Origin of the sequence: Cysteiniphilum marinum (assembly GCF_014857925.1) — a bacterium.
In the GTDB taxonomy this organism is placed as follows: Bacteria; Pseudomonadota; Gammaproteobacteria; order Francisellales; family Francisellaceae; genus Caedibacter; species Caedibacter marinus.
In genome coordinates, this window is record NZ_JACYVZ010000003.1 from 38565 (window position 1) to 60054 (window position 21490).

Here is a 21490-nt window from a genome sequence, read left to right on the forward strand (position 1 = left end):
AGCTTGCAAACTATACAGCGACATTAAAATTATGGATAATAGATTAATATGTTTGAATTTTAGTTTTTAAGTGCATTTGTATTGCATTAAGTCATGGGGCTTAAGATAGATGTGTTGTATTGCTATGACTAGATTACATTACGAATATGTAGGTTGTGACTAAGCTGTATTACGGAACCGTGGACTGAGCGTAAGTCGAAGTCCGTGATTGTTTTTGAGTTACCCTGTGACTTCGCTCAGGGTGCGATTTAGAAAAAAACTATGACTTTATTCCCCTCTTTGCAAGAGAAGTGCTGAACTTGCGAGGCGGGGTGTTGAAATAGAGAAAGTGAGTAACCTCAGTTACTAAGTAAAAAAGAATGATAATAATAAAAATGGGGTGAGGGAAAGAGAAATGGGTGTAGAGAAATTAAATTGGGCAGATGCGCGTATATTAATGCATAAAGCCAATCCAGAGTTTGTGGCATTGCTAGATACTGTAGATGGCATTGAAAAATATGAGTTTACAAAGTACAGCTATCGCTATGGCGATTTGATTTGTGATGCTGATTATTTCTATGATCCGGATGGCAATATTGTTGCAGATAATATTCCTTTTGGCATGGTTGTTGAAAAATCAATGCAGTTTTTTATGGAGCTGGAAGGATATATTATTCCTGGAGCAGTTAGATCTATCGGTGAAATGGCTTATATAAGTTACTTTAGTCTTTCAGATAGGTCTGCACTTAATGCAAGTTGGAGTGTTAGTTCAGGAGCTAGAAACCCTGTAATAATCCCAACTTATAAGCAAAGGGCAAAATATTTGCAAATGCAAATTGACTTAGGAATGGTGCACACTGTTGATTATAGTAGTGATTTTACTGTTTTAAGAGACGTTGCATTTAACATAAATAGTGGTTGGCGTTGTGAGTACTTAGGCTTTCCAATTGAGCTTATGGAGTATATGAAGTATTCGCCAAAAACCTGGCATATTAGAGAGTTTTTACTCAGAGAGATTATGAGCTTAGGCTATGCTAATAACTCAAAAAACTTAATTCAAGATATGATTTTAGATTACATTAAGGTGCATAAATCAAATGTGAAAAATTCATTTTACCTAAGCAGTGTAGCTAATCATATTTTTGATAGCATTTCTGGGCAAGCAATGTTGCATAAATTGGCAACAAATGAAAATGAGTTGCCATTATTTGATATACAAAAAGCTTATGAGGATTGTTATAAACCTAAGCATCCGCCCATGATATTGGTTCCGTCAAACTTTAGGGAGAATTCCGCTGAAGAGCATTTTTTTAGTATTCAGCACCATACAGTGATGTATAAGCCAAATCATATTGCTAATATTGTCGAGTTATGTGTGGCTATCCGTGATTTAATGGGTTTATATACTAAATGTTTAACGGAGATTGAAATAGTTCCTAATAACAATTTGTTGCGATTTCTTAATAGTACAGCTATCTCCATAATTAGCGATAGGGAAAGTGCGTTTAACGAAACTGCAGGAGTATGCTTATTTGACCAATTGTGCAATATAGCACAACCTATAAATAATCAATTCAGCGATTTTAAAAAGAAAAATGAATCGTATGAATTTCCATCTCGATCAAGCTTTTTCTCGGGATGCATTATGCTAAAAAAGAATTAAAGCTCAGATAGAAAAAAATTAGTTTCTGTAGTGTTTGTTAAAGAAGTAAAAGTCATAATAAAGCCCCTTATTTTAATTTTTAAACGAAACGTTGCAACAAATACAACACGCTGACGATTGTACTATATATGAAGAAATAATTTGAGCTTATAAATTTCCAATCTATCCATATTTTATATTTTTATCATATATATACATGATTAATTTTAAATTAGGGGCACTTACATCGCAAATTATAAACTATACTTAGCATATGGAACATAAAACGGCTAAGGATTAACCAATGAAATGGCGGCTGGTTATAATATATTGTGCGATCGCAGCATTTTTGTCTGGATGCAGTTTCTTATTGCCATCGAAAAAAGTTGAGCGCAATGATCATTGGCAGACATTTAATAGTATCCAGAGTGTTTATGATGAGGTCTCGCCAAATAAAACAACTTTACCTGAGCTTAACCATATGGGCTTTGACCCCTATGTTGCTAATAACGTCAAGATTGAGAGCTACTTGGATATTCGCATTCGGTTTGACCCGTTAAGCACAGGTAAGAACATCCCAGAGCCTGTTGGTGAATGTTTGAGTTTATTTAAACGTTGTCAGGCGTATGTGGTCGATGTGGAGTATGAATATGAAGATCGCATTGGCAATGCATTTTTAGATTTAACAGGGTTTCGTCGAGAGGTTCTCAAAGAAGGATGGCGTTTTCAAGCGGTTTTTATTATCCAAGATCATTTGATTGTTTATAAGCTGTGGTCAGGTGAGCCAAAACGCAAAGCCTATATTGATGAGATTAGACCACTTGGTCCTTTGCAAAGTCTGGATGATTTAATTACAGGACCTGCGATTTCATTTTGATTTTTGAAGAAAAGGAAAAGTCTAACTACATTAAAGTGTTATACCCATTACAAATCATTTTGCGGTGTTTAGTTGCAAAGCAGTTTGTGAAGGTTTTGGCAAGTTGGATTGCAGGTAATAGCTAGGACTATTGCCAAAATTCAACTTGGTAAAAGCACGGGAAATGCAAAGCAAGAAATTCTGTAAAATGGTTTGTGATGGGTATATAGTACCCTGAGCATGAGCCGAAGGGTCTTTAAGCGTTGAATTAACAATAAAATAAGGCATTTGGCTTCAACTTACGCTTAGCCAACGTTGTTGTAAGAATATTCGCTTTAATTACGCACGAACAAAGTCAGCGTGAAGAATTTTTGGCTTAAATGGATGACGTTGTAATGCTTTGATTTTAACGCTTTCAGTTTTACCATTGATATCGATAGTAACAGTTGCTGTATAGAAAGCTTTGTTTTCAGTAGCATGCAAGATCTTATTGTGATCAAGAATGATAGCTGTTGCTTCAGAACCGTTGCCATAGATAATTGCAGGAACTTTTCCTGCTTTACGTAGGCGGCGGCTCGCACCTGTACCTGTTTCAGTTTTTAATTCCGCGTGTAGCGTAAAATCTGTCATTTTAATTTCCTTAAAACATATATTTAAAGTTGAATTTTATATTAAAAAACTTTCTTATCATGCGACCCTGACGAGAAAGCTCGTGGATTCTAACAAAAAAGCTAAGGAAAGTTAAGATTTAAATCAAATCACAAAACATTAAGCTAATAGATTCTTCATTATTGGTGCGACGAATCGCCTCTGAAAGCATAGGTGCTAATGATAGTGTTTTGATTTTTTTGCACTTAAGGGCAGCATTATGAAGTGGAATAGAGTTAGTAACGACTAGTTCTTCAAGAACAGAGCCTTCGATATTTTCAATCGCTTTACCAGATAACACAGGGTGAACGCAGTATGCGGAGACTTTCTTCGCACCATGATCAATAAGCGCTTGTGCGGCTTTACAAAGTGTCCCTGCAGTATCAACAATATCATCAACAATCAAACAATGACGTCCGCTAATGTCACCAATAATATTCATCACTTCAGATTCATTGGCCTTTTGGCGACGCTTATCAATAATCGCTAAATCAGTGTTAAGTGCTTTTGCCATGGCGCGCGCGCGGACTACACCGCCGACATCAGGAGATACAACAATTGGATTTTCTAAACGGCATGAGCGAATATAATCTAATAAAATCGGTGTGCCATAAACATTATCTAAAGGAATATTAAAAAAGCCTTGAATCTGTTCAGCATGAATATCAACGGTTAATAAACGATCGATGCCGACACCGGTTAACATATCAGCCACAACACGTGCTGAAATCGGTACACGTGATGAGCGTACACGGCGATCTTGGCGGGCATAACCAAAGTAAGGAATTACTGCTGTGATGCGTCCAGCAGATGAGCGACGCAATGCATCGGTTAAAAACATCAACTCCATAATATGATCATTGGTTGGCGGGCAAGTTGATTGTACGATAAAGACATCACGGCCTCTGACGTTATCAATAATCTCAATATGAGATTCGCCATCGCTAAAGCTAGAAACCGTAGCGCGTCCTACTTGTACACCTAAAAAATGAGAGATTTCTTCAGTTAATGCGCTGCTTGCGCGGCCACTAAAAAGCATCAGATCTGACATGGAGTTATCCTAAAATTTGATTGCTGAAATTTGCTTAGAGAATATACCCAATTTTGAAAAAATATAAAGGTTTTTTTAGTCATCATCATGAAATCCAAGCTGACACTTTATATAAATGATAGAAGATGCTGTTATTTCCTTTATAAAGGTGGGGTATTTTCTTCAGTGGCAATTAATTTCACCATAATGCACAAGCCTTGCTCATTAGAGCTTGCTGAGATTTCTCCTTTGTGTAGTTCAATAATCTTCTTGCAAATAGCGAGTCCCAAACCATGACCTTGACTGTTTTGTGTGTTGTGCAAATTTTTGTGGTGTGCAAGAAATAGCTTGTCAATTTTATCTTGAGGGACGCCAGGACCTGTGTCTTGAAAGCGTATAATTAATTTGTGTTGTTCTATACTGCAGTCAATGCTGCAATGCATTGCATATTTAATTGCGTTATTGGTGATATTGCTAAAGGCACGATAGAGTAGCGTCTCATTGCCGTGCACCATATAATCTTGTGTTGAGTTAATACTTATTTTATCAGGGTGTTGCTGTTTAAGGCGGGCAAAAGTCGTATTAATCTTAAAGCTTGTATCTTGGGTACTCTCTTGATAATAACTTACTGTAGCCTTAATAAGCTCATCAATTTCATCTAAATCAGCCAGTACTTGATCAAGCTCATATTCGGTTTGAAGGCGCACTTTAGCGCGCGCTAGAGGTGTCTTAATATCATGAAAAAGTGTGGCAAGAATCATGGTTCGCTCAGCGATAAGATCTTTGACTTTTTGTTCTAAGGCATGCTTGGTTTTGCCAAGGAATGATCTGTTGTTATTGCCATTACCCAGCTCATAAATGGATTGTCTAAATAGCTTTAAACCACTATAAATAATCAAATAAATGACCATGAACATAAAAATGAAGCGTAATATAACGGCAATAATAACGAGTGGATCCAACCACGGATTCTGTGGTTTGAAGCTGAAAAATACCCATTGATCGGCATTTGGATAGTATTGATCAAAAGATATTTGCTTGTGTATTTTGAAATACTCAATCATCTGATCATAGGTGTGCAGCTCTGGGTGGTCACTGGTATGCGAATGTATTTCAATAGATATGGAATGTCGCGTAATTTGCTCATAAGTTTGAATAGCAAGATCAAGTTCACTGACATCTAGCTTTGCCATAGCGTCGCGGATAGCAATAAGATCCTTAATAACGCGATAATGATGTTTCTGATCGATAGCATCTTTATATAGATTCCTTACCATCAGTGAACTTTGAATAACTAAGATTATGCAAGCACCTATAAAAACACATAGCATCCAGATTGAGTAGCGTTGCTTTGGATTTGACATCAGGCTTCCTTGTGATCGTGTTATAAGTGATTGCTCAAGTCTAGCAGGCTTTAACGCAGATGGGATTAATATATGTAAACAAATCGTTACATAAAAGGGCTATTCATGCATGAATGCGAAGTGCTAATATGCTCAAGTGAAAGCGCAGGGGGTGTGGTGTGTGAGGTTGTTACTTGGCCTTGCGCACCACAGGTGGGTCATATACCGTCTATAAAGTATCTAACACCGCAAAATGATTTACGAGCGGGATAGGAATTTAAAATCAAATAGCGTATGATCAAGTAGTTGAGATGGGGCAACCTTCTGTAGTGATGAGAAAATCACTTCTTTGCGTCCGGGTGTTTGTATTTCCATATCACTTAGCATTTCTTTGATTTTTTTGCGTTGTAGATTCTCTTGTGATCCACATAGATTACAAGGAATAATTGGGAAACTCATGTGTTGTGCGTAAGCTATGATCTCATTTTCTGCAACATAAGCTAATGGGCGAATGACAATATTACGCTCATCATCACTTTTAAGTTTAGCGGGCATTGCCTTGATTTGACCATTATAAAAGAGGTTTAAAAAGAAGGTCTCAATAATATCATCTTTGTGATGTCCCAGTGCGATTTTAGTGACTTTATGTTCATGCGCGAAATCATACAAAATTCCACGACGCATACGCGAACATAAGCCACAAGTTGTCTTGCCCTCAGGGATCACGCGCTTAACCACACTGTAGGTGTCGCGCTCGATAATATGGTATTCAATGCCAAGCTTGCTTAGATATTCAGGTAATACCTCCTGTGGGAAGCCAGGCTGTTTTTGATCAAGGTTCACCGCAATAATATCAAAGTCAATAGGCGCTTTCTTTTGTAGGGTCAATAACAGTTGAAGTAAGGTATAAGAGTCCTTACCACCTGATAAACAGACCATAACTTTATCATTGGCTTCGATCATATTAAAGTCTTCAATCGCATGTCCAACTTTACGCAAAAGGCGTTTTTCAAGCTTGTTTAATGGCAGCTCATCGGGTGTCGTATGAGGTTTTGGAATAGCTATTTCAATCATTGTTTTGGGTAAGTATTAAAAGTTTGGCATAGTATATATTTGATTGCTTGATAATGTCATCAAGCTTTTCAATTTCATAAAACAAAATGGATTGGTTATATTCTGCCCTCGCAATCAGCCATTGAAATACCAGTGACTGGCAATCGCACCTATAACTTGGCACTGACAAATAATGAGCCAGATATGCAATGGCAGCCATCGAATAGTCCAAGTGAATATGTCTCTACAGACCAAAGTTATGAAGTGGATTTAAATGATGCACCGATGCAGTTTATAGGTGGTAATAGCTGTACTTTATCGTATAACGGTATAGATAATAGTTGCCATATTTCAATTCAAGTTAATGATGATGTGCAAACCTCAGAGTATATTTTACATATCGATCCTATCGTAGGTACTACGTTACCGATTGCCCAAGGGGAGGATACAAAGCGTGTTTTAACTAAGTTATTTCGATTTCATAGTGTGAGCTTTGGTTCTAGGCATGCATGCGCAATGGATGATAATGCTATGCTATATTGTTGGGGGTATAATGCATATTATACAATAGCTGAAAATCCCATACGTGACATTAATATCCCTGTACAATTATTTCCTTGAGGTTATTGGCTTCCCTAGGAAATATTATGTGCCATGATATGAGTATCAATTATCTCAATTTCTAATTCTGCGTATCTTCGGTTAATTTTCATTCTTTAAGTTATCCTTTAAAGAAGAATAAAAATAGTAGTCTACGCTACTGTAACCTATGTGGATACAGAGCTTCTGAAAAACGGCAAAATCATCTACAACAAATATGCCTCAACTTCAAAGCCATTGATTGAGCGTGTGTTTTGATCAAAGGAAATGCCCACTTGATAAATGGGCAAACCTAGATTCAAAAATTTATGGGCATATTTTCTATCAATAATTTGCTGCAAAGCTTCTTTTGATACATCTTTGTCATTAGCCACTTTAAGCTCAAGAATAATGACCTTGTAATCGGGGATCACAATTGATATATCAATGCGTCCAATGGCAGTTGAGTCTTCGGCAACCACATCATAGCCAAGTCCAGTTAAGTAGCTATAGATGACCGTGCAATAAAAGCCTTCATAGTCTTGAATCGGGTTGTTGCGATACCATTCATTAGGGATAGAGGCATATAAGGCGACCATACAGTCATAAAACGCTTGCCAATCATCACTTAGCAAGCTGTTACTTAAGCGCGTCGTATTGACGGCATTGGCATGTGAGTTCGTGCCAATTAATGAGACACAGCTATTAAAAGACGCTTTAACCTCTAAATTAGGATACTTCAGGCGATAGCCAATTTGCATGCCAATATTAATCTTTTCTTTGACCGTCAAGTATCCTGCTTGAAATAGTAATGCTTCAAGTGGGATATTTTTCACATCGATATTATCGATAAAGCGTGCTTGCACCTGATAGTTTTCAAAATCAGGCACACGGTAGCGATTTTTTTGTAATAACTGGATTAAAAATGCAGGTGTACCAGTTTGAAACCAGTAATCACGATACTCATAATGATTGCGAATAAACAGTAGAATGTCATAAGGATTATAAACCTTTTGTGCTTCAAGGCCGGCAAAATTATAACCGTTATACCATTTTTTAAGCTTATCTTTGTCAACATCAATCAAGTAGTCTTGAAATGATGATTCAAGGTCATTTTGCGTATAACCACAAACATCAGCGTAGGTTTGCATTAAGCTGATATCTTCGAGATTATTAAGGCCAGAGAATAAGCTGACTTTAGAAAAACGGGTCACTCCAGTAAGAAAAACAAACCTTAAGCACTCATCATTGTCTTTGATAACACTATAAAGTCCTTTTAATATCTCACGATTGCGTGTTGCTTTGTGCTCATCAGTGATCACATCTAAAATCGGTTTGTCGTATTCGTCTGTTAAAAGGATAATTTGCGTTTTGTATTTTTCTTTTATTTGCCATATGAGGTTATGAAAGCGCACAGCGATACTTTTTCCGCTGACATCAACCGCATATATTTTGGCTATTTCAGTAATCTGGTTATGTATAATTTCAATAAGTGTTTCTTCTGAATTAAACGCACTCGAACTACCAAAACTCAAATGAATAACAGGGTAAGTGACCTCCCAATTCCAATTGCTTTCGGCAAAGGTGTCTTTAAATAACGCCTTATTCCCTAGAAATAGTTGCTTTAGGGTGTCAACAGTTAAGCTTTTGCCAAAGCGTCTAGGACGTGATAAAAAGAAATAGGTTCCCGAGTTGATCATTCGTATTAAATAATGTGTTTTATCGATATAAATGGCATTATTAGATCTTATTTTACTAAGACTAGCGTAGCCAATCGGAAGGTTTTTGCGCTGTATTGTCATCTATTGGTACCAATCGCCTAAGTCTGTATGAGCGTTTAGCAAAGTATATATTACCGTCACAAATCATTCTACAGAATTTCTACTACTATACTCCCCATATTTGATTGTTATTGATTAGAACGTGTACGTTAAACCCAATGTAATCGCATCAATTTTAGATGAGTAACCAGTACCTTGAGTGCCGTTAATTGTTACGTCATCTTTTCCAAAGATATGCATATATTGTGCAAAAACACCGATTGAGTCAAAGTTATAACCCAATCCAGCCGCTGCGGTAAAATTCCAATCACTTTTCCAGTCTACCGTATAGCTTGAGCCTGACTTACTTGCTGAAGGATCAACATAAGAGATCCCGCCTTTAACAAATACATCAAAACCTTTGAGAAAGTATAATTTAGCTGTTCCTAATACCGGAACAATTAGGTTGCTTACCTTGTCAGTATCTCCTGACGAGCTAATCTTAGATAAGTTCCTACTGTAGAAGACACCAACTTCAGCGCCCAATGATAAATTTGGCATCAATGCAAAGTCATATCCTAAATTTGCACCATAATACAGATTTCCTTTACTTACATCTGCACTGCCTACATTCTTCCAGTCTACATTTGGTTCAGCATAACCAATTTGACCACCTAAAACCAGACCAGTTTTAGCGTTTGCCAAAGCTGTTGTTGATACTGCTGATAGTGATAACAGCGAGCAGATTACCAGTGTCTTTCTTTTCATAAACTTACCTCCTGAGTTATTTATCTGGATACAAAGACTTGAATTCTTTTAGTACTTTATTTTCTTCTTTTTTATTATCGAAGACTATTGATTTATTATCAGATAAATATGTCACGACTTTAGGGTTGTTAACGGTAAGGTATTATCAATTAAATTATTTGCCACTGCCATATCACACACATGAAGAGCCGTTGTTAATGTCCTATCCATTTCATTTAAAGCGTCAACCGAAAAATAGATGGTTGCGTAAGGTGGTGAAGGAAGTGTGTAATGCATCTGTCAAGTATAATTAACCAGTTGTTAGACTAAGACTAAATATTCACCCACAAGTGCTCACCGTACCCTGAGCATCAGTCGAAGTGGGTGATCACACTTCATAGAGGCTTCGACTTACGTTCAGTCAATGCTTAAACAATCAAAGTGCTCGGGAATATGATCATAGCCAGTTATTACTTTCTTAATTTGTATTTAATTCAACTCACAACAACATTTGCTGCCAGATTGCGCTAGATAAACTAGGCAAATCTGACTAACATATTTGCCATTTATATGATTTGCTGTTTTAGGAGTTTTGCTTGTCACATTTAGGGCGTATATTTGGCAAAGTTGGGGTGTTGTATGGTGGAAGCTCTGCTGAGCGCGAAGTCTCATTACGTTCAGGTGCTGCGGTAATCGCGTCATTAAAGACGCTTGGTGTTGATGTCGTTGCAATCGATGCTTCAGGCAAAGAGTTAGTGCATCAAATTGTCAATGCTTCTTTAGATCGTTGTTTGATTATGCTTCATGGTGGTGATGGTGAGGATGGGCATGTCCAAGCCTTGTTGCATCAACTTGAGATCCCTTATACTGGTTCAGATACACTAGGTTGTGCTTTAGCAATGGATAAAATGCGCACTAAAAAGCTGTGGCAAACAGAAGGTTTATTAACGCCTAAATCAAAAATAATCGATGCATCATTGGATGTATCAGGTTTAAGATTTCCATTAGCGGTTAAACCGATCACACAGGGCTCAAGTGTCGGGATTCATAAAGTGTTGTCAATGGATGCCTTAGCGAAAGCTTATGAGGATGCTGCGCAATATGGTGAGGTAATGGCAGAAGAGTGGGTTGAAGGCAAAGAGCTTACCGTGTCCATTGTCGATCAGACTGCATTGCCATCGATTTGGATTGAGCCAAAGCTTGAATTTTATACCTATGAAGCAAAGTATACCAAGGAAGCTGCGACTTGCTATCATTGTCCAAGTGGCATTACGCCAGAGATGGAACAAAATATCAACGATATAGCGCTTAGAGCATTTGCAACGATAGGATGCAGTGGTTGGGGGCGTGTTGATTTTATGCTGTCAAAAGACAATGAGCTGTACTTGATTGAGGTAAATACAGTACCGGGAATGACTAACCTAAGTTTGGTGCCGCAAGCAGCTAAGGTACATGGTTGGGATTTTGAAACCCTTGTACTTAAAATACTAGAAAGCTCATTATGAAATTAAAGCTATATATTAAGTCAGCCTGTTTTGTTTTAATTGTTGTTGCACTCTTGTTGGGTGTGCGTTATATGTTTAAGGAAAGTAGTGCACATTTGCAGAAAGTGGCGATTGTAACAAAAGGCGAGCTTGATTATATCTCAAAGCCACAGATTGTTGATTTGATCAAACCATTTCAACAAGACACGTGGTGGGAGCTTGATGTTGATGATGTTACACAAGCGATTAAACAATACCCTGGTATTAAAGAGATTAAAGTGCAGAAACAGTGGCCAGACCAGTTGATTGTTAAGTTAGCAGAGTATCAACCGAAAGCTTATTGGAATTCACGTGATCAAATATTGCTTGAAGATAAAGAGATCATAGTGCCGAAGTATTTCTCAGGATCGATAAATCTACCTGTTTTTTATGGTGACAAAAACAATATTGATACGATAGAGAATGGTTATGAGCGTTTGCAAAAGGTAGCGCGAGACAATGGTTTTAGTATTCGCAATATTAGTTTTAAAGGGAATCAATGGCAAGTGACATTAAATACGGATGTTGCGGTGTGGCTAGGTTCAAGTCGGATTGAGCAAAAGCTATTACAGTTATTACAAAACTATAAAAGTATAGAAATTCCTAAGGGGCAGAAATTAGCTACTGTTGATATGCGTTATCATAGTGGTTTTGCTGTTGGCTTCAAAGCGGCGGATGATGATGCTCAAAAAGGTTAAAATTTGCAAAAAATCGTAAGTTTACCGTATAAGCAAGATTCAGTTTTGCCGAATTTATGTTAGAGTATACAGCAATTTATTTGAAACCCTTAGCTTAGGTTGATTTGCCCTTGTTTTTGGTCAAAAATGATACGTAAATATCATTGAGGGTCAGGGTAGGTAACAAAAGAATGCGACGTAAGTTAAAACACTAAAACTGGAATGAGTATCTAGAATATGTCTGAAATCGTGGAAAAGAAGATATTATGTGCCATTGATATCGGAACGTCAAAAGTTGTGGCTTTGGTGGCAGAGTTAAATGAAGATGAACAGATCAATATCATTGGGATTGGTACACAGCCTTCAAAAGGCCTTAAAAAAGGCGTGATTGTCAATATTGATGCAACGGTCAAAGCGATTCAAAAAGCCGTGCAAGAAGCGGAAGATGTTTGCGGCTTTAGCATTAAAGAAGCTTATATTGGTATTGCTGGTAGTCATATTCGCAGCTTTGACTCACATGGAGTTGTTGCTATTGAGAGTGCCGAAGTATCGCAACGTGATTTAGATCGTGTTATCGAGTCAGCAAAAGCCGTACCGATGCCGGCAGATCAAGAGATTTTGCATATTCTCTATCAAGATTTTATGATTGATAATCATAATGGGATCAAAGAGCCCTTGGGTATGTCTGGTGTGCGTTTAGAAGCTAAGGTTCATATGGTGACCGCCTCTTCAAGTGCTGTACAGAATATTAAGAAATGTGTTAACCGTTGTGGGATTAAAGTGCAAGATATTGTGCTTGAACAGCTTGCTTCAAGCTATGCCGTTTTAACTGATGATGAAAAAGAATTAGGTGTTTGTTTAATTGATATTGGTGCAGGTACAACCGATGTGGCTGTATTTATCGAAGGTGCCATTAAATACACTTCAGTTATTCCAATTGCAGGTAGTCAGATCACCAGTGATATAGCACATGCTTTGCGTGTGGCGACAGATACTGCTGAGCGGATCAAGATTCAATATGGTTGTTCAATGAGTAATTTGGTGAAATCGGATGATGCAATTGAGATTCCGGGTCTTGCGGATCGTTTGGCGCGACGCGTGCCTTTGCAAACGCTTGCAGGTGTCATTGAAGCAAGAACGGAAGAGTTATTTGGTATTGTGTATGAGGCGCTAGATAAGAATAACTTATTAGAAGCAATCTCAGCTGGTATCGTATTAACCGGTGGTGCTGCTAAGATGCGAGGTATCGCGCCATTAGCGGAAGAAATCTTTAAAGTGCCAGTACGTATTGGTGGTCCTACAAACATCACGGGTGTTCAAGATGTACTGCATAATCCCGTGCATTCAACAGGTGTAGGCTTGATTAAATACAGTCATATGCAGATGGAAGAAGGGCAACTAGCATACGAAGAAGATGCCGATAACTCTGGTGTTTGGGGCAAAATGAAAGGTTGGTTTGGTAAGCATTTTTAGTATTTTAAAAAATATAAGAATTAAAATTTAAAATTTAAAATTTAAAATAATAGTTTTATAAAAGGAGTCCATTACATGTTTGAAATTTCAGAATCGTTGACAGACAATGCCGTTATTAAAGTAATTGGTGTTGGTGGCGGTGGCGGCAATGCTGTGGAGCATATGTTGATACAAAATATTGAAGGTGTTGAGTTTATTTGTGCTAACACTGATTCACAAGCGCTTAAAAACTCAAGTGCGCGTCATGCGATTCAAATTGGTAATGAGTTGACAAAAGGTCTAGGGGCAGGTGCTAATCCTGAAGTCGGTAAACGCGCAGCGCAAGAAGATCGTGCGCGTATTCAGCAAGCACTAGAAGGTGCTGATATGGTATTTATTACTGCCGGTATGGGTGGTGGTACCGGTACGGGAGCCGCTCCCGTGATCGCTGAGGTTGCCAAAGAAATGGGTATTTTAACCGTAGCAGTTGTGACTAAGCCATTCCCGTTTGAAGGGCGTCGCAGAATGCAATTGGCTGAGTATGGTATTAGCGAGTTATCACAAAGCGTTGATTCATTGATTACAATCCCTAATGCGAAACTACTGAGTGTATTGGGTAAAAACATTAGCTTATTAGACGCATTTAAAGCAGCTAATGGTGTATTACAAGGTGCAGTACAAGGTATTGCTGAATTGATCACACGTCCTGGCTTGATCAACGTCGACTTTGCGGATGTGAGAACGGTGATGTCAGCAATGGGTGTGGCAATGATGGGGACAGCAACGGCAGCAGGCGAAAATCGTGCGCGTGAAGCAGCGGAAGCCGCTGTGGCAAGTCCGTTATTAGAAGATGTGAATTTAGCGGGCGCTAAAGGTGTGCTTGTTAATATCACGGCTGGCATGGATATGTCTATTGGTGAGTTTGAAGAAGTGGGTGATGTGATTAAAGCGTTTACTTCAGACCAAGCAACTGTTGTTGTTGGTACGGTGATTGATCCAGATATGTCAGATGAGTTGCGTGTAACTATCGTTGTGACTGGTCTTGATACAGCTGATGAGCATGCGAAGTTTGTCAGTGGTACGGCAGGTCAAAAATCAGCAAGCCCTTATGGTCGTCAAAATGTATCATTTAAATCATCAGAAAATGGTGTTAATACAAATAATACGTTAAGACGTCAAGCGCCTTCAGTTGAAGCGCAAGAAGTTGAAAAAGAGCAAAAAGTGGCGGCTGAAGGTGATAATGAATATTTAGATATTCCTACTTTCTTACGTCGCAAGGCGGATTAATTTTTATCTATCGACGGATTGTATTAATTCTTCTAAAGCAGGTCAGGTTTATGGGTGATTGAGTTTTGTCAATGGTGAATATTCTGAGCTGTCATTGAAAAACCTATGCCTGTACACTATAATGCTAGCATAGTCAATTTTTTGTGCATTTTTGGATCACTTATATGTATCGCCTTGCTTGCTTTTGCGTATTAATTTTACTTGTCAGCTGTAGTAATAATCAGCAAAGCAAACAGTCTCAGGAAATAGACATTTCTATTCCTCAGACGATTACTGCAGGAACAACACAAACAGCCAGTATTGAACTCAAACAAGTCAATCAATTCAGTGGTACATCAAATAGTACAAATGTTGGTATGCACATCAGTGATATTTCAAATTGTCAAAATAAACTTATAATTACACCCAGTGAGCTTATATTACAGCCAAATGTTCAACAAAGTATTAAAATAACAGCGCCAAATGCAACGAACTGCAAGCATGTTATTGAATTTAAAAGTAATGAAGTGAATCATTTTTTACATGATTACACTGTGGGTATTGTCGCAGTACCTGTTGCCAGAGTATCCATAACAGACACAGAAGGATTACCCAGTAATTATGTAACCCAAGGTAGTACTGCGTATGTGCAGTTTTCTTCACCTGATAACTGGCAAGGTGTTACAACAAATCAAAGTTACATAATATCTCCAAATCAGAACTCAAGCTATTTTAGCTATACAACAACAGCAAATACAAAATCTAAAGCAACATGCATCTTAAATCCAGGTAAACCAAAACAAAACTGTATTATCGCAATAAATACCGATGCAAAACTTGTAAAAGGTGATTATGAATTTACAATAAAACAAGCTGCACATACGTCTATTTTACCATCGATTTCACATTTTACTCTGCATGTGGATGGTTTGCGTCGGGCAAGTTTAACGATTGACGTACCAAATACCATTTTGCAAGACAGTAATGCAGAAGGTATTTTAAGCTTTGATTATGACAATAATCAGACTCCTGCAGACACAAGCTTCTCCAGAAAAATCAATTTTCAAGATATTTCAAACTGCAAAAACAAACTTATGGTTTCACCTAACCCAATTAATATTGATGAGAGTATCACTACCTATACGTTTGCAATTAATACACCCAATGCACCTTGCACACATCAATTACAAATTAGCAGTGACAGTCCTTTGGATCCAGTTCAACCGGTCACAATTAATGTCGTTGACACGCCAATTGCCAATATTAGCATCTTAAATCTTGATGGCCAACAGCGTAATACCTTCAAACAATCCGATCAGTTTGAAATTCGCATTACACCGCCTAACGATTGGGCAAACATTCAAAAGCTACAGCATTACACGATACAATCAAATACGTCACAAATTACCTTATTTAATGATTCTGGAGAAGCCAGTACCCACTGTACTTTATCACCAGACAAACCATCACAGCCATGTATATTAAAAGGAAAAATATCTGACAAAGCAGAAAACAGTCAATATACCATCGCGCTCCACCCATCTGCCGGTGCTCAATTACTGCTTTCAAGCAACGATTTACAATTAAATGTTGATGGTAAGGAAAAAGTCCATGGTGTTCTTGATTTACCGGATATGCAACGCCTAGGTGCACAATCTCAAGCCACGATTTCTCTTAGCTACAATAACGTTGCTGCAACCTCAACATCTGATATTCGCACAATTAGCATGCATGATGTGTCAAATTGTCCAACACCACTTAAAATTACGCCAAGCACAATCACTGTGCCTGTTGATCACAGTCAAGCTGCTTTCAATATTACAAATATTGATAAGGATGAATGTTTGCATACAATTCACTTTGAGTCATCAGGTCCCTTTGAAGAAATTGTTGATCATCCACTGCAAAGTCTTGAAACACCAGTTGTAGATGTCAGCATATTACCTTCAATCCATCATAATATGACATTTAACCGGCAAGAACAGCTTAAGGTGATCTTTAGTTCGCCTGACAACTGGAAAAATATCAAGCATGATCAAAGTTATAACGTTAAGATCACCGGTATCCATGGTGTACAAGATGTAGTGCCAGGCAATTTTAAATGCACTTTAAACTATTTATTCCCTAATAAAGATTGCACAGTTGTCATTACGTTGCCTGACAATCTATTAAATGACGATTATAAAATCGTGATTGAACCTGAAGATGGTACAATCATGCCAATAAGTGATAATGCTATCCCTTTTGCGATAGATGGCGAATATATGGCACAAGTACAGGCGCAATGGCCAAATAAGATGTATATTGATGAAACAATGACAATGCCCTTATCATTGAGCTATTCAAGTAATGTTCCCTTATCAAACCTAGATATTAGAAGCATTACGATTCAAGATACTTCAAAATGTCCTAATAAACTCATCATATCACCACAACCTTTACTTATCCCTGTTAATGGTATGACCCATAATATTACGATTTCATCACAGAAAAAAGATACTGCCTGTTTACATCATCTTCAGGTTCAAGTCTCAGGCTTGGCCACCACCGTAGATAGCATACCCATTCAAACAATAAATCTACCACTGATTCAGGCACAAGTTACTAACGTCTCAGGAGAGCCTATTAATAGCGTTGATGCAGGGACAAATTTTAATGTTGTATTTAGCTGGTCAAGCCATTTTCCTAAACCGGTATCTGATCAAATTATTAATGTAAATACCAGCTTGGTAAATGTTCGCTATAGTACTACAGCAAATGGAGTTAAACCAAATCAATGCCTACTCAATGATCGGCACACTACATGCACAGTTACCATACATACACAAGAAAATAAACTTGAGCAGTTTCAAGTGACCTTAGACATGGACAAAGGTGCCATTGCACAGCTAGGTACAGATTTTTTCAATCTGAAATTGTATCATGATCAATGGCAAAAAATGTCTTCATCGATAAGTTATCACAATATGTGTGCAATTAGTGATGCTGGAAAAGCCTTTTGCTGGGGAGAAAATCACCATGGTCAATTAGGCGGTGGTAGCCATGTAAATGGCGATTTTCCTGTCCCTGTTGACACATCGGGTGCGTTATATGGTTTAGATATCATTGATATTGCCGTAGGTAATAATTTTGCTTGTGCTATTGCAAATAACCAAAAGGCTTATTGTTGGGGTGACAATGCCAACGGTCAATTAGGTACAGAAAAAACAGGTGGCATTGCGATAAGCCCTGTTGCTGTTCAAATGCAAGAACAAAGAGCAGTGAATATCTATGTTGGCGATAAATCTGCATGTTTTTTAACGACAACACATGACTTATATTGCTGGGGTAACAATAAATATGGTCAATTAGGAAACGGTACGTTGGAAAATACCAATATCCCTGTCAAAGTAGATTTTGGTGGTCTATTGCAAAATAATGAATATATAACTAAAGCCTCCTTACAAGGTAGCACTGCATGTGCAATTTCAAACTTAGGAAAGCTCTATTGTTGGGGATGGAATAATTATACCATTGACTGGAGCACAGCTGACAAAACAAAGCCTTCTTATGTCTTTAATACACCAAGTGGCTTTATTCATAACCTTTCTATTAAAGCTGTCAATGTAACCCGACAAATGATTTGTGCAGTTACCAGTGATGGTCAGACGTATTGTTGGGGTGGTTATCTATATCCTCTTATCAATGGATATATGGGGTTTGAAAATGTTCAAGCAGTTGCCAAGGATCAAAAGACACAAAATATTTCGTTATATGCTAATACATTATGTGCGATCAGTAACACAGGGAAAATATATTGCCAAGGCGGAAATACTTATGGACAAACAGGTGTTGGTAGCAAAGAGAGTATTATTTATACACCAACTCAGATTAATCATAAAAATATTGATACAGATATAGACTTCAAGCAACTAACTGTTGGTGAGCGTGCGGCGTGTGCAATCGATGATAATCAACATCTTTATTGCTGGGGTTATGCTAGACTATTAGCAAATGGCTTTAGCAATAATAGCAATATCCCTGTTGAATTAGGTAAGTAGCACACCATTAGAAAAAGTAAGAGATAAGTAGAAGCTACTACATCTTTAAAGTCTGATCAGGTATGATAGATTATCTTTTTATAAATCAGATTAGCTTTATGTCAAACACTCAAAAAATCGTTCTTGTTGATGGATCATCTTATCTTTTTCGTGCTTTTCACGCCTTACCACAATTAACCAATCGCCAGGGTGAACCAACAGGTGCGATCTTCGGTGTGATTAATATGTTAAAGAAATTACCCAAACAGCTAAATACCGATCATATTGCTGTGGTTTTTGATGCTAAGGGTAAGAATTTTAGACATGATTTATATCCAGAATATAAAGCCAATCGTAAGGCAATGGCAGATGAGCTTAGAGTGCAAATATCTCCTGTGCATGAGATGGTGCAAAAGCTCGGCTTTCCACTGATTGTCATCGATGCGGTTGAAGCCGATGATGTTATTGGTACATTGGCTAAGCGCTTTGCTAAAGAAGGATATGAAGTCGTTATTTCAACGGGTGACAAAGATATGGCACAACTGGTCGATGGGCATATCACCTTAATGGATACAATGAAAAATGAGATCACCGATCGCGAGAAAGTCATTGCTAAATTTGGGGTTACACCTGAGCAAATTATTGATTACTTGGCATTGATGGGTGATACATCAGATAATATCCCCGGTGTACCAAAGGTGGGGCCAAAAACAGCAGTAAAGTGGCTAGCTGAATATCAAAGCTTACAAGGTGTTATGGCAAATGCCGATAAAATATCGGGTAAAGTTGGTGAGAATCTAAGAGAGAGTATTGACTTTCTGCCACTGTCTTATCAACTAGCTACCATTAAATGTGACCTAGATCTACCGTACACAGTTCAAGATATGCTCTGTGTTAAGCCGGATATTGATTATCTCAAGAAGGCTTTCACACAATATGAATTCAAAGGCTGGTTGCGTGAGCTTGAGCATGAAGCAAATATTGTATCTGATGCGCAAAGTGATTCAGAGGGGCCTGTTGATGTTCAATCAACTTTAAACTATCAGATTATTTTGACGGAAGAAGACTTCAATACCTTTTATGCTGAGCTAGTAAAAGCGAAAGTCTTTGCTTTTGATACTGAAACAGACTCATTAGATACTTTTAATGTGCGTCTTGTTGGCATGTCATTTGCCTTAAGGCCACATCACGCGGTCTATATTCCGCTGCAACATGATTATGACGATGCACCAACACAATTAGCACTAGATTGGGTTGTTAATAAAGTAAAACCAATTTTAGAAGATGATCAAGTGGCTAAAATTGCACAAAATGCCAAGTTTGATCTAAAAGTTCTAAGCACCGTTGGTATTAATGTCAAAGGTGTTAAGTATGATACGATGCTTGAGTCATATGTGTTAAATAGTTCAGCAACACGCCATGATATGGATTCACTGGCTAATCATTATTTAAATGTTAAAACAGTGAGCTTTGAGGAGCTCGCAGGTAAGGGTAAAAATCAACTTACGTTTAATCAGATTGATATAGCTAAGGCTGGGTTTTATGCTGCAGAGGATGCGGATATTACCTATCGTTTGCATGAGCGTATTTGGGATGAGTTAAAGGCTATAGACAGTTTACGTGAGTTATATATCAAAGAAGAATTGCCGGTGAGCTTTGTTATTGATCGCATGGAGCGTATCGGTGTTAAAGTTGATGCCGATTTATTAAAAGCGCAAAGTGCTTCACTCACGGCAAAAATAGCTCAGTTAGAAAAAGAGTGTATTCAATTGGCAGGGGAAGAGTTTAACCTGTCATCTCCCAAGCAATTGCGTGAGATCCTCTATGATAAGATGGGTTTGCCCATTTTGAAAAAAACACAAGGGGGACAAGCCTCAACGGCTGAAGATGCACTTCAGGAGTTGGCAGAGATTTATGACTTACCTAAGCTTATTATCGAGCATCGCCATCTAGTGAAATTAAAAACAACCTATACCGATAAGCTGCCATTGATGATCAATAGTAAAACATCACGAGTGCATACATCCTACCAGCAAGCTGTGACAAGCACAGGGCGATTGTCATCAACTGAGCCTAATCTGCAAAATATCCCGATTCGCTCAAGTGTGGGACGTGAGATCAGAAAAGCATTTATTGCTAAGAAGGGTTATAAGATTTTAGCGGCGGATTACTCGCAAGTGGAGTTAAGAATCATGGCGCATTTATCGCAAGATCCTAATTTACTTCACGCTTTTCAGCAAGGCTTAGATGTGCATCGGGCAACAGCTGCTGAGACATTAGGCATTAAAGCGGATGACGTAACACCCGAGCAACGTCGTCAAGCCAAGGCAGTTAACTTTGGCTTAATCTATGGTATGGGTGCATTCGGTTTGGCAAAGCAATTAGGCATTCCGCGTGGTGAAGCACAAGAGTATATTGATATCTATTTTGCGCGTTACCCTGGGGTTAAGCGCTATATGGAAGATGCCAAAGCCTATGCTATGCAGCATGGTTTTGTTGAGACCATTTTTGGCAGACGTTTACATTTGCCAGAGATTAATTCGCGTAATATGGCAAAAAAACGTGCAGCGGAACGTGTGGCAATTAATGCGCCGATGCAAGGATCAGCCGCTGATATTATTAAGCGTGCGATGATTCTAATTGATGAGTGGATTATCAAAGAAAATATTGATGCCAGAATGATTATGCAGGTGCATGATGAGCTGGTATTTGAAGTCAAAGATGATCAGGTCGAAAAAATCAGTAAAGAAATTAAACAATTTATGGAATCAGCCGCTTTATTACAAGTGCCACTAATTGTTGATGTTGGCGTTGGCGATAATTGGGATGAGGCGCATTAAGTAATGATGTATAAATAAGTTACATGAGCTAGCACCTCTCCCCTTGCGGGATTGCTCGTGCAGCTTAAGCTGCGCG

At 38.1% G+C, this 21490-nt stretch carries 16 protein-coding genes; 10 read left to right on the forward strand and 6 right to left on the reverse strand.

What is annotated here, in order from left to right; translation table 11 throughout:
• Positions 1-394 precede the first annotated feature (394 nt).
• Positions 395-1642, forward strand: coding sequence for a hypothetical protein (locus tag IE867_RS02760; RefSeq protein ID WP_192483257.1), 1248 nt, complete (start codon positions 395-397; stop codon positions 1640-1642).
• A gap of 283 nt (positions 1643-1925) precedes the next feature.
• On the forward strand, positions 1926-2498 hold the full coding sequence (locus tag IE867_RS02765) for a hypothetical protein (protein ID WP_192483258.1): 573 nt from the start codon (positions 1926-1928) through the stop codon (positions 2496-2498).
• Between the two features lie 318 nt (positions 2499-2816).
• On the opposite strand, the gene rplY is transcribed toward IE867_RS02765, so the two are convergent.
• The 4 genes from rplY to ttcA all read right to left on the reverse strand — a co-directional run bounded on the left by rplY (position 2817) and on the right by ttcA (position 6572).
• On the reverse strand, positions 2817-3107 hold the full coding sequence (gene rplY, locus IE867_RS02770) for a 50S ribosomal protein L25 (protein ID WP_192483259.1): 291 nt from the start codon (positions 3105-3107) through the stop codon (positions 2817-2819).
• Between the two features lie 118 nt (positions 3108-3225).
• Positions 3226-4176: a ribose-phosphate pyrophosphokinase gene (locus IE867_RS02775; protein ID WP_192483260.1), complete on the reverse strand. Its 951-nt coding sequence runs from the start codon at positions 4174-4176 to the stop codon at positions 3226-3228.
• Between the two features lie 140 nt (positions 4177-4316).
• Positions 4317-5519: a sensor histidine kinase gene (locus tag IE867_RS02780; protein ID WP_192483261.1), complete on the reverse strand. Its 1203-nt coding sequence runs from the start codon at positions 5517-5519 to the stop codon at positions 4317-4319.
• A gap of 237 nt (positions 5520-5756) precedes the next feature.
• A complete protein-coding gene (gene ttcA, locus IE867_RS02785; RefSeq protein WP_192483262.1) occupies positions 5757-6572 on the reverse strand; it encodes a tRNA 2-thiocytidine(32) synthetase TtcA in 816 nt (271 codons plus the stop codon).
• 132 nt (positions 6573-6704) lie between these two features.
• On the opposite strand from ttcA, the gene IE867_RS02790 reads away from it, so the two are divergent.
• Complete coding sequence (locus IE867_RS02790) at positions 6705-7172, forward strand: RCC1 domain-containing protein (RefSeq protein WP_192483263.1); 468 nt, start codon at positions 6705-6707, stop codon at positions 7170-7172.
• A gap of 185 nt (positions 7173-7357) precedes the next feature.
• On the opposite strand, the gene IE867_RS02795 is transcribed toward IE867_RS02790, so the two are convergent.
• A complete protein-coding gene (locus IE867_RS02795) occupies positions 7358-8932 on the reverse strand; it encodes an ATP-binding protein (protein ID WP_192483264.1) in 1575 nt (524 codons plus the stop codon).
• A 114-nt stretch (positions 8933-9046) separates the two neighbouring features.
• A complete protein-coding gene (locus tag IE867_RS02800; RefSeq protein ID WP_192483265.1) occupies positions 9047-9658 on the reverse strand; it encodes an outer membrane protein in 612 nt (203 codons plus the stop codon).
• A gap of 38 nt (positions 9659-9696) precedes the next feature.
• Here IE867_RS02800 and IE867_RS02805 point away from each other — a divergent pair, with 38 nt between their 5' ends.
• The 7 genes from IE867_RS02805 to polA all read left to right on the forward strand — a co-directional run bounded on the left by IE867_RS02805 (position 9697) and on the right by polA (position 21414).
• On the forward strand, positions 9697-9951 hold the full coding sequence (locus IE867_RS02805; protein ID WP_192483266.1) for a hypothetical protein: 255 nt from the start codon (positions 9697-9699) through the stop codon (positions 9949-9951).
• 282 nt (positions 9952-10233) lie between these two features.
• Complete coding sequence (locus IE867_RS02810; protein WP_192483267.1) at positions 10234-11142, forward strand: D-alanine--D-alanine ligase; 909 nt, start codon at positions 10234-10236, stop codon at positions 11140-11142.
• Positions 11139-11858, forward strand: coding sequence for a cell division protein FtsQ/DivIB (locus IE867_RS02815; RefSeq protein ID WP_192483268.1), 720 nt, complete (start codon positions 11139-11141; stop codon positions 11856-11858). The genes IE867_RS02810 and IE867_RS02815 overlap by 4 nt, the downstream gene beginning before the upstream one ends.
• Positions 11859-12074: 216 nt before the next feature.
• Positions 12075-13310, forward strand: a complete 1236-nt coding sequence (gene ftsA, locus IE867_RS02820; RefSeq protein ID WP_192483269.1) for a cell division protein FtsA — start codon at positions 12075-12077, stop codon at positions 13308-13310.
• A 75-nt stretch (positions 13311-13385) separates the two neighbouring features.
• Entirely contained in the window at positions 13386-14576 is a 1191-nt protein-coding gene (ftsZ, locus tag IE867_RS02825) for a cell division protein FtsZ (RefSeq protein ID WP_192483270.1), read from the forward strand.
• 164 nt (positions 14577-14740) lie between these two features.
• On the forward strand, positions 14741-18595 hold the full coding sequence (locus tag IE867_RS02830) for an RCC1 domain-containing protein (RefSeq protein ID WP_192483271.1): 3855 nt from the start codon (positions 14741-14743) through the stop codon (positions 18593-18595).
• 98 nt (positions 18596-18693) lie between these two features.
• Complete coding sequence (polA, locus tag IE867_RS02835) at positions 18694-21414, forward strand: DNA polymerase I (RefSeq protein ID WP_192483272.1); 2721 nt, start codon at positions 18694-18696, stop codon at positions 21412-21414.
• The last annotated feature ends 76 nt before the right edge of the window (positions 21415-21490 follow it).

Coding starts and splice junctions, on each gene's coding strand:
- IE867_RS02760 (WP_192483257.1), top strand. CDS start 395: ATGGGTGTAGAGAAATTAAATTGGGCAGATGCGCGTATATTAATGCAT.
- IE867_RS02765 (WP_192483258.1), top strand. CDS start 1,926: ATGAAATGGCGGCTGGTTATAATATATTGTGCGATCGCAGCATTTTTG.
- rplY (WP_192483259.1), bottom strand. CDS start 3,107: ATGACAGATTTTACGCTACACGCGGAATTAAAAACTGAAACAGGTACA.
- IE867_RS02775 (WP_192483260.1), bottom strand. CDS start 4,176: ATGTCAGATCTGATGCTTTTTAGTGGCCGCGCAAGCAGCGCATTAACT.
- IE867_RS02780 (WP_192483261.1), bottom strand. CDS start 5,519: ATGTCAAATCCAAAGCAACGCTACTCAATCTGGATGCTATGTGTTTTT.
- ttcA (WP_192483262.1), bottom strand. CDS start 6,572: ATGATTGAAATAGCTATTCCAAAACCTCATACGACACCCGATGAGCTG.
- IE867_RS02795 (WP_192483264.1), bottom strand. CDS start 8,932: ATGACAATACAGCGCAAAAACCTTCCGATTGGCTACGCTAGTCTTAGT.
- IE867_RS02800 (WP_192483265.1), bottom strand. CDS start 9,658: ATGAAAAGAAAGACACTGGTAATCTGCTCGCTGTTATCACTATCAGCA.
- IE867_RS02815 (WP_192483268.1), top strand. CDS start 11,139: ATGAAATTAAAGCTATATATTAAGTCAGCCTGTTTTGTTTTAATTGTT.
- ftsA (WP_192483269.1), top strand. CDS start 12,075: ATGTCTGAAATCGTGGAAAAGAAGATATTATGTGCCATTGATATCGGA.
- ftsZ (WP_192483270.1), top strand. CDS start 13,386: ATGTTTGAAATTTCAGAATCGTTGACAGACAATGCCGTTATTAAAGTA.
- IE867_RS02830 (WP_192483271.1), top strand. CDS start 14,741: ATGTATCGCCTTGCTTGCTTTTGCGTATTAATTTTACTTGTCAGCTGT.
- polA (WP_192483272.1), top strand. CDS start 18,694: ATGTCAAACACTCAAAAAATCGTTCTTGTTGATGGATCATCTTATCTT.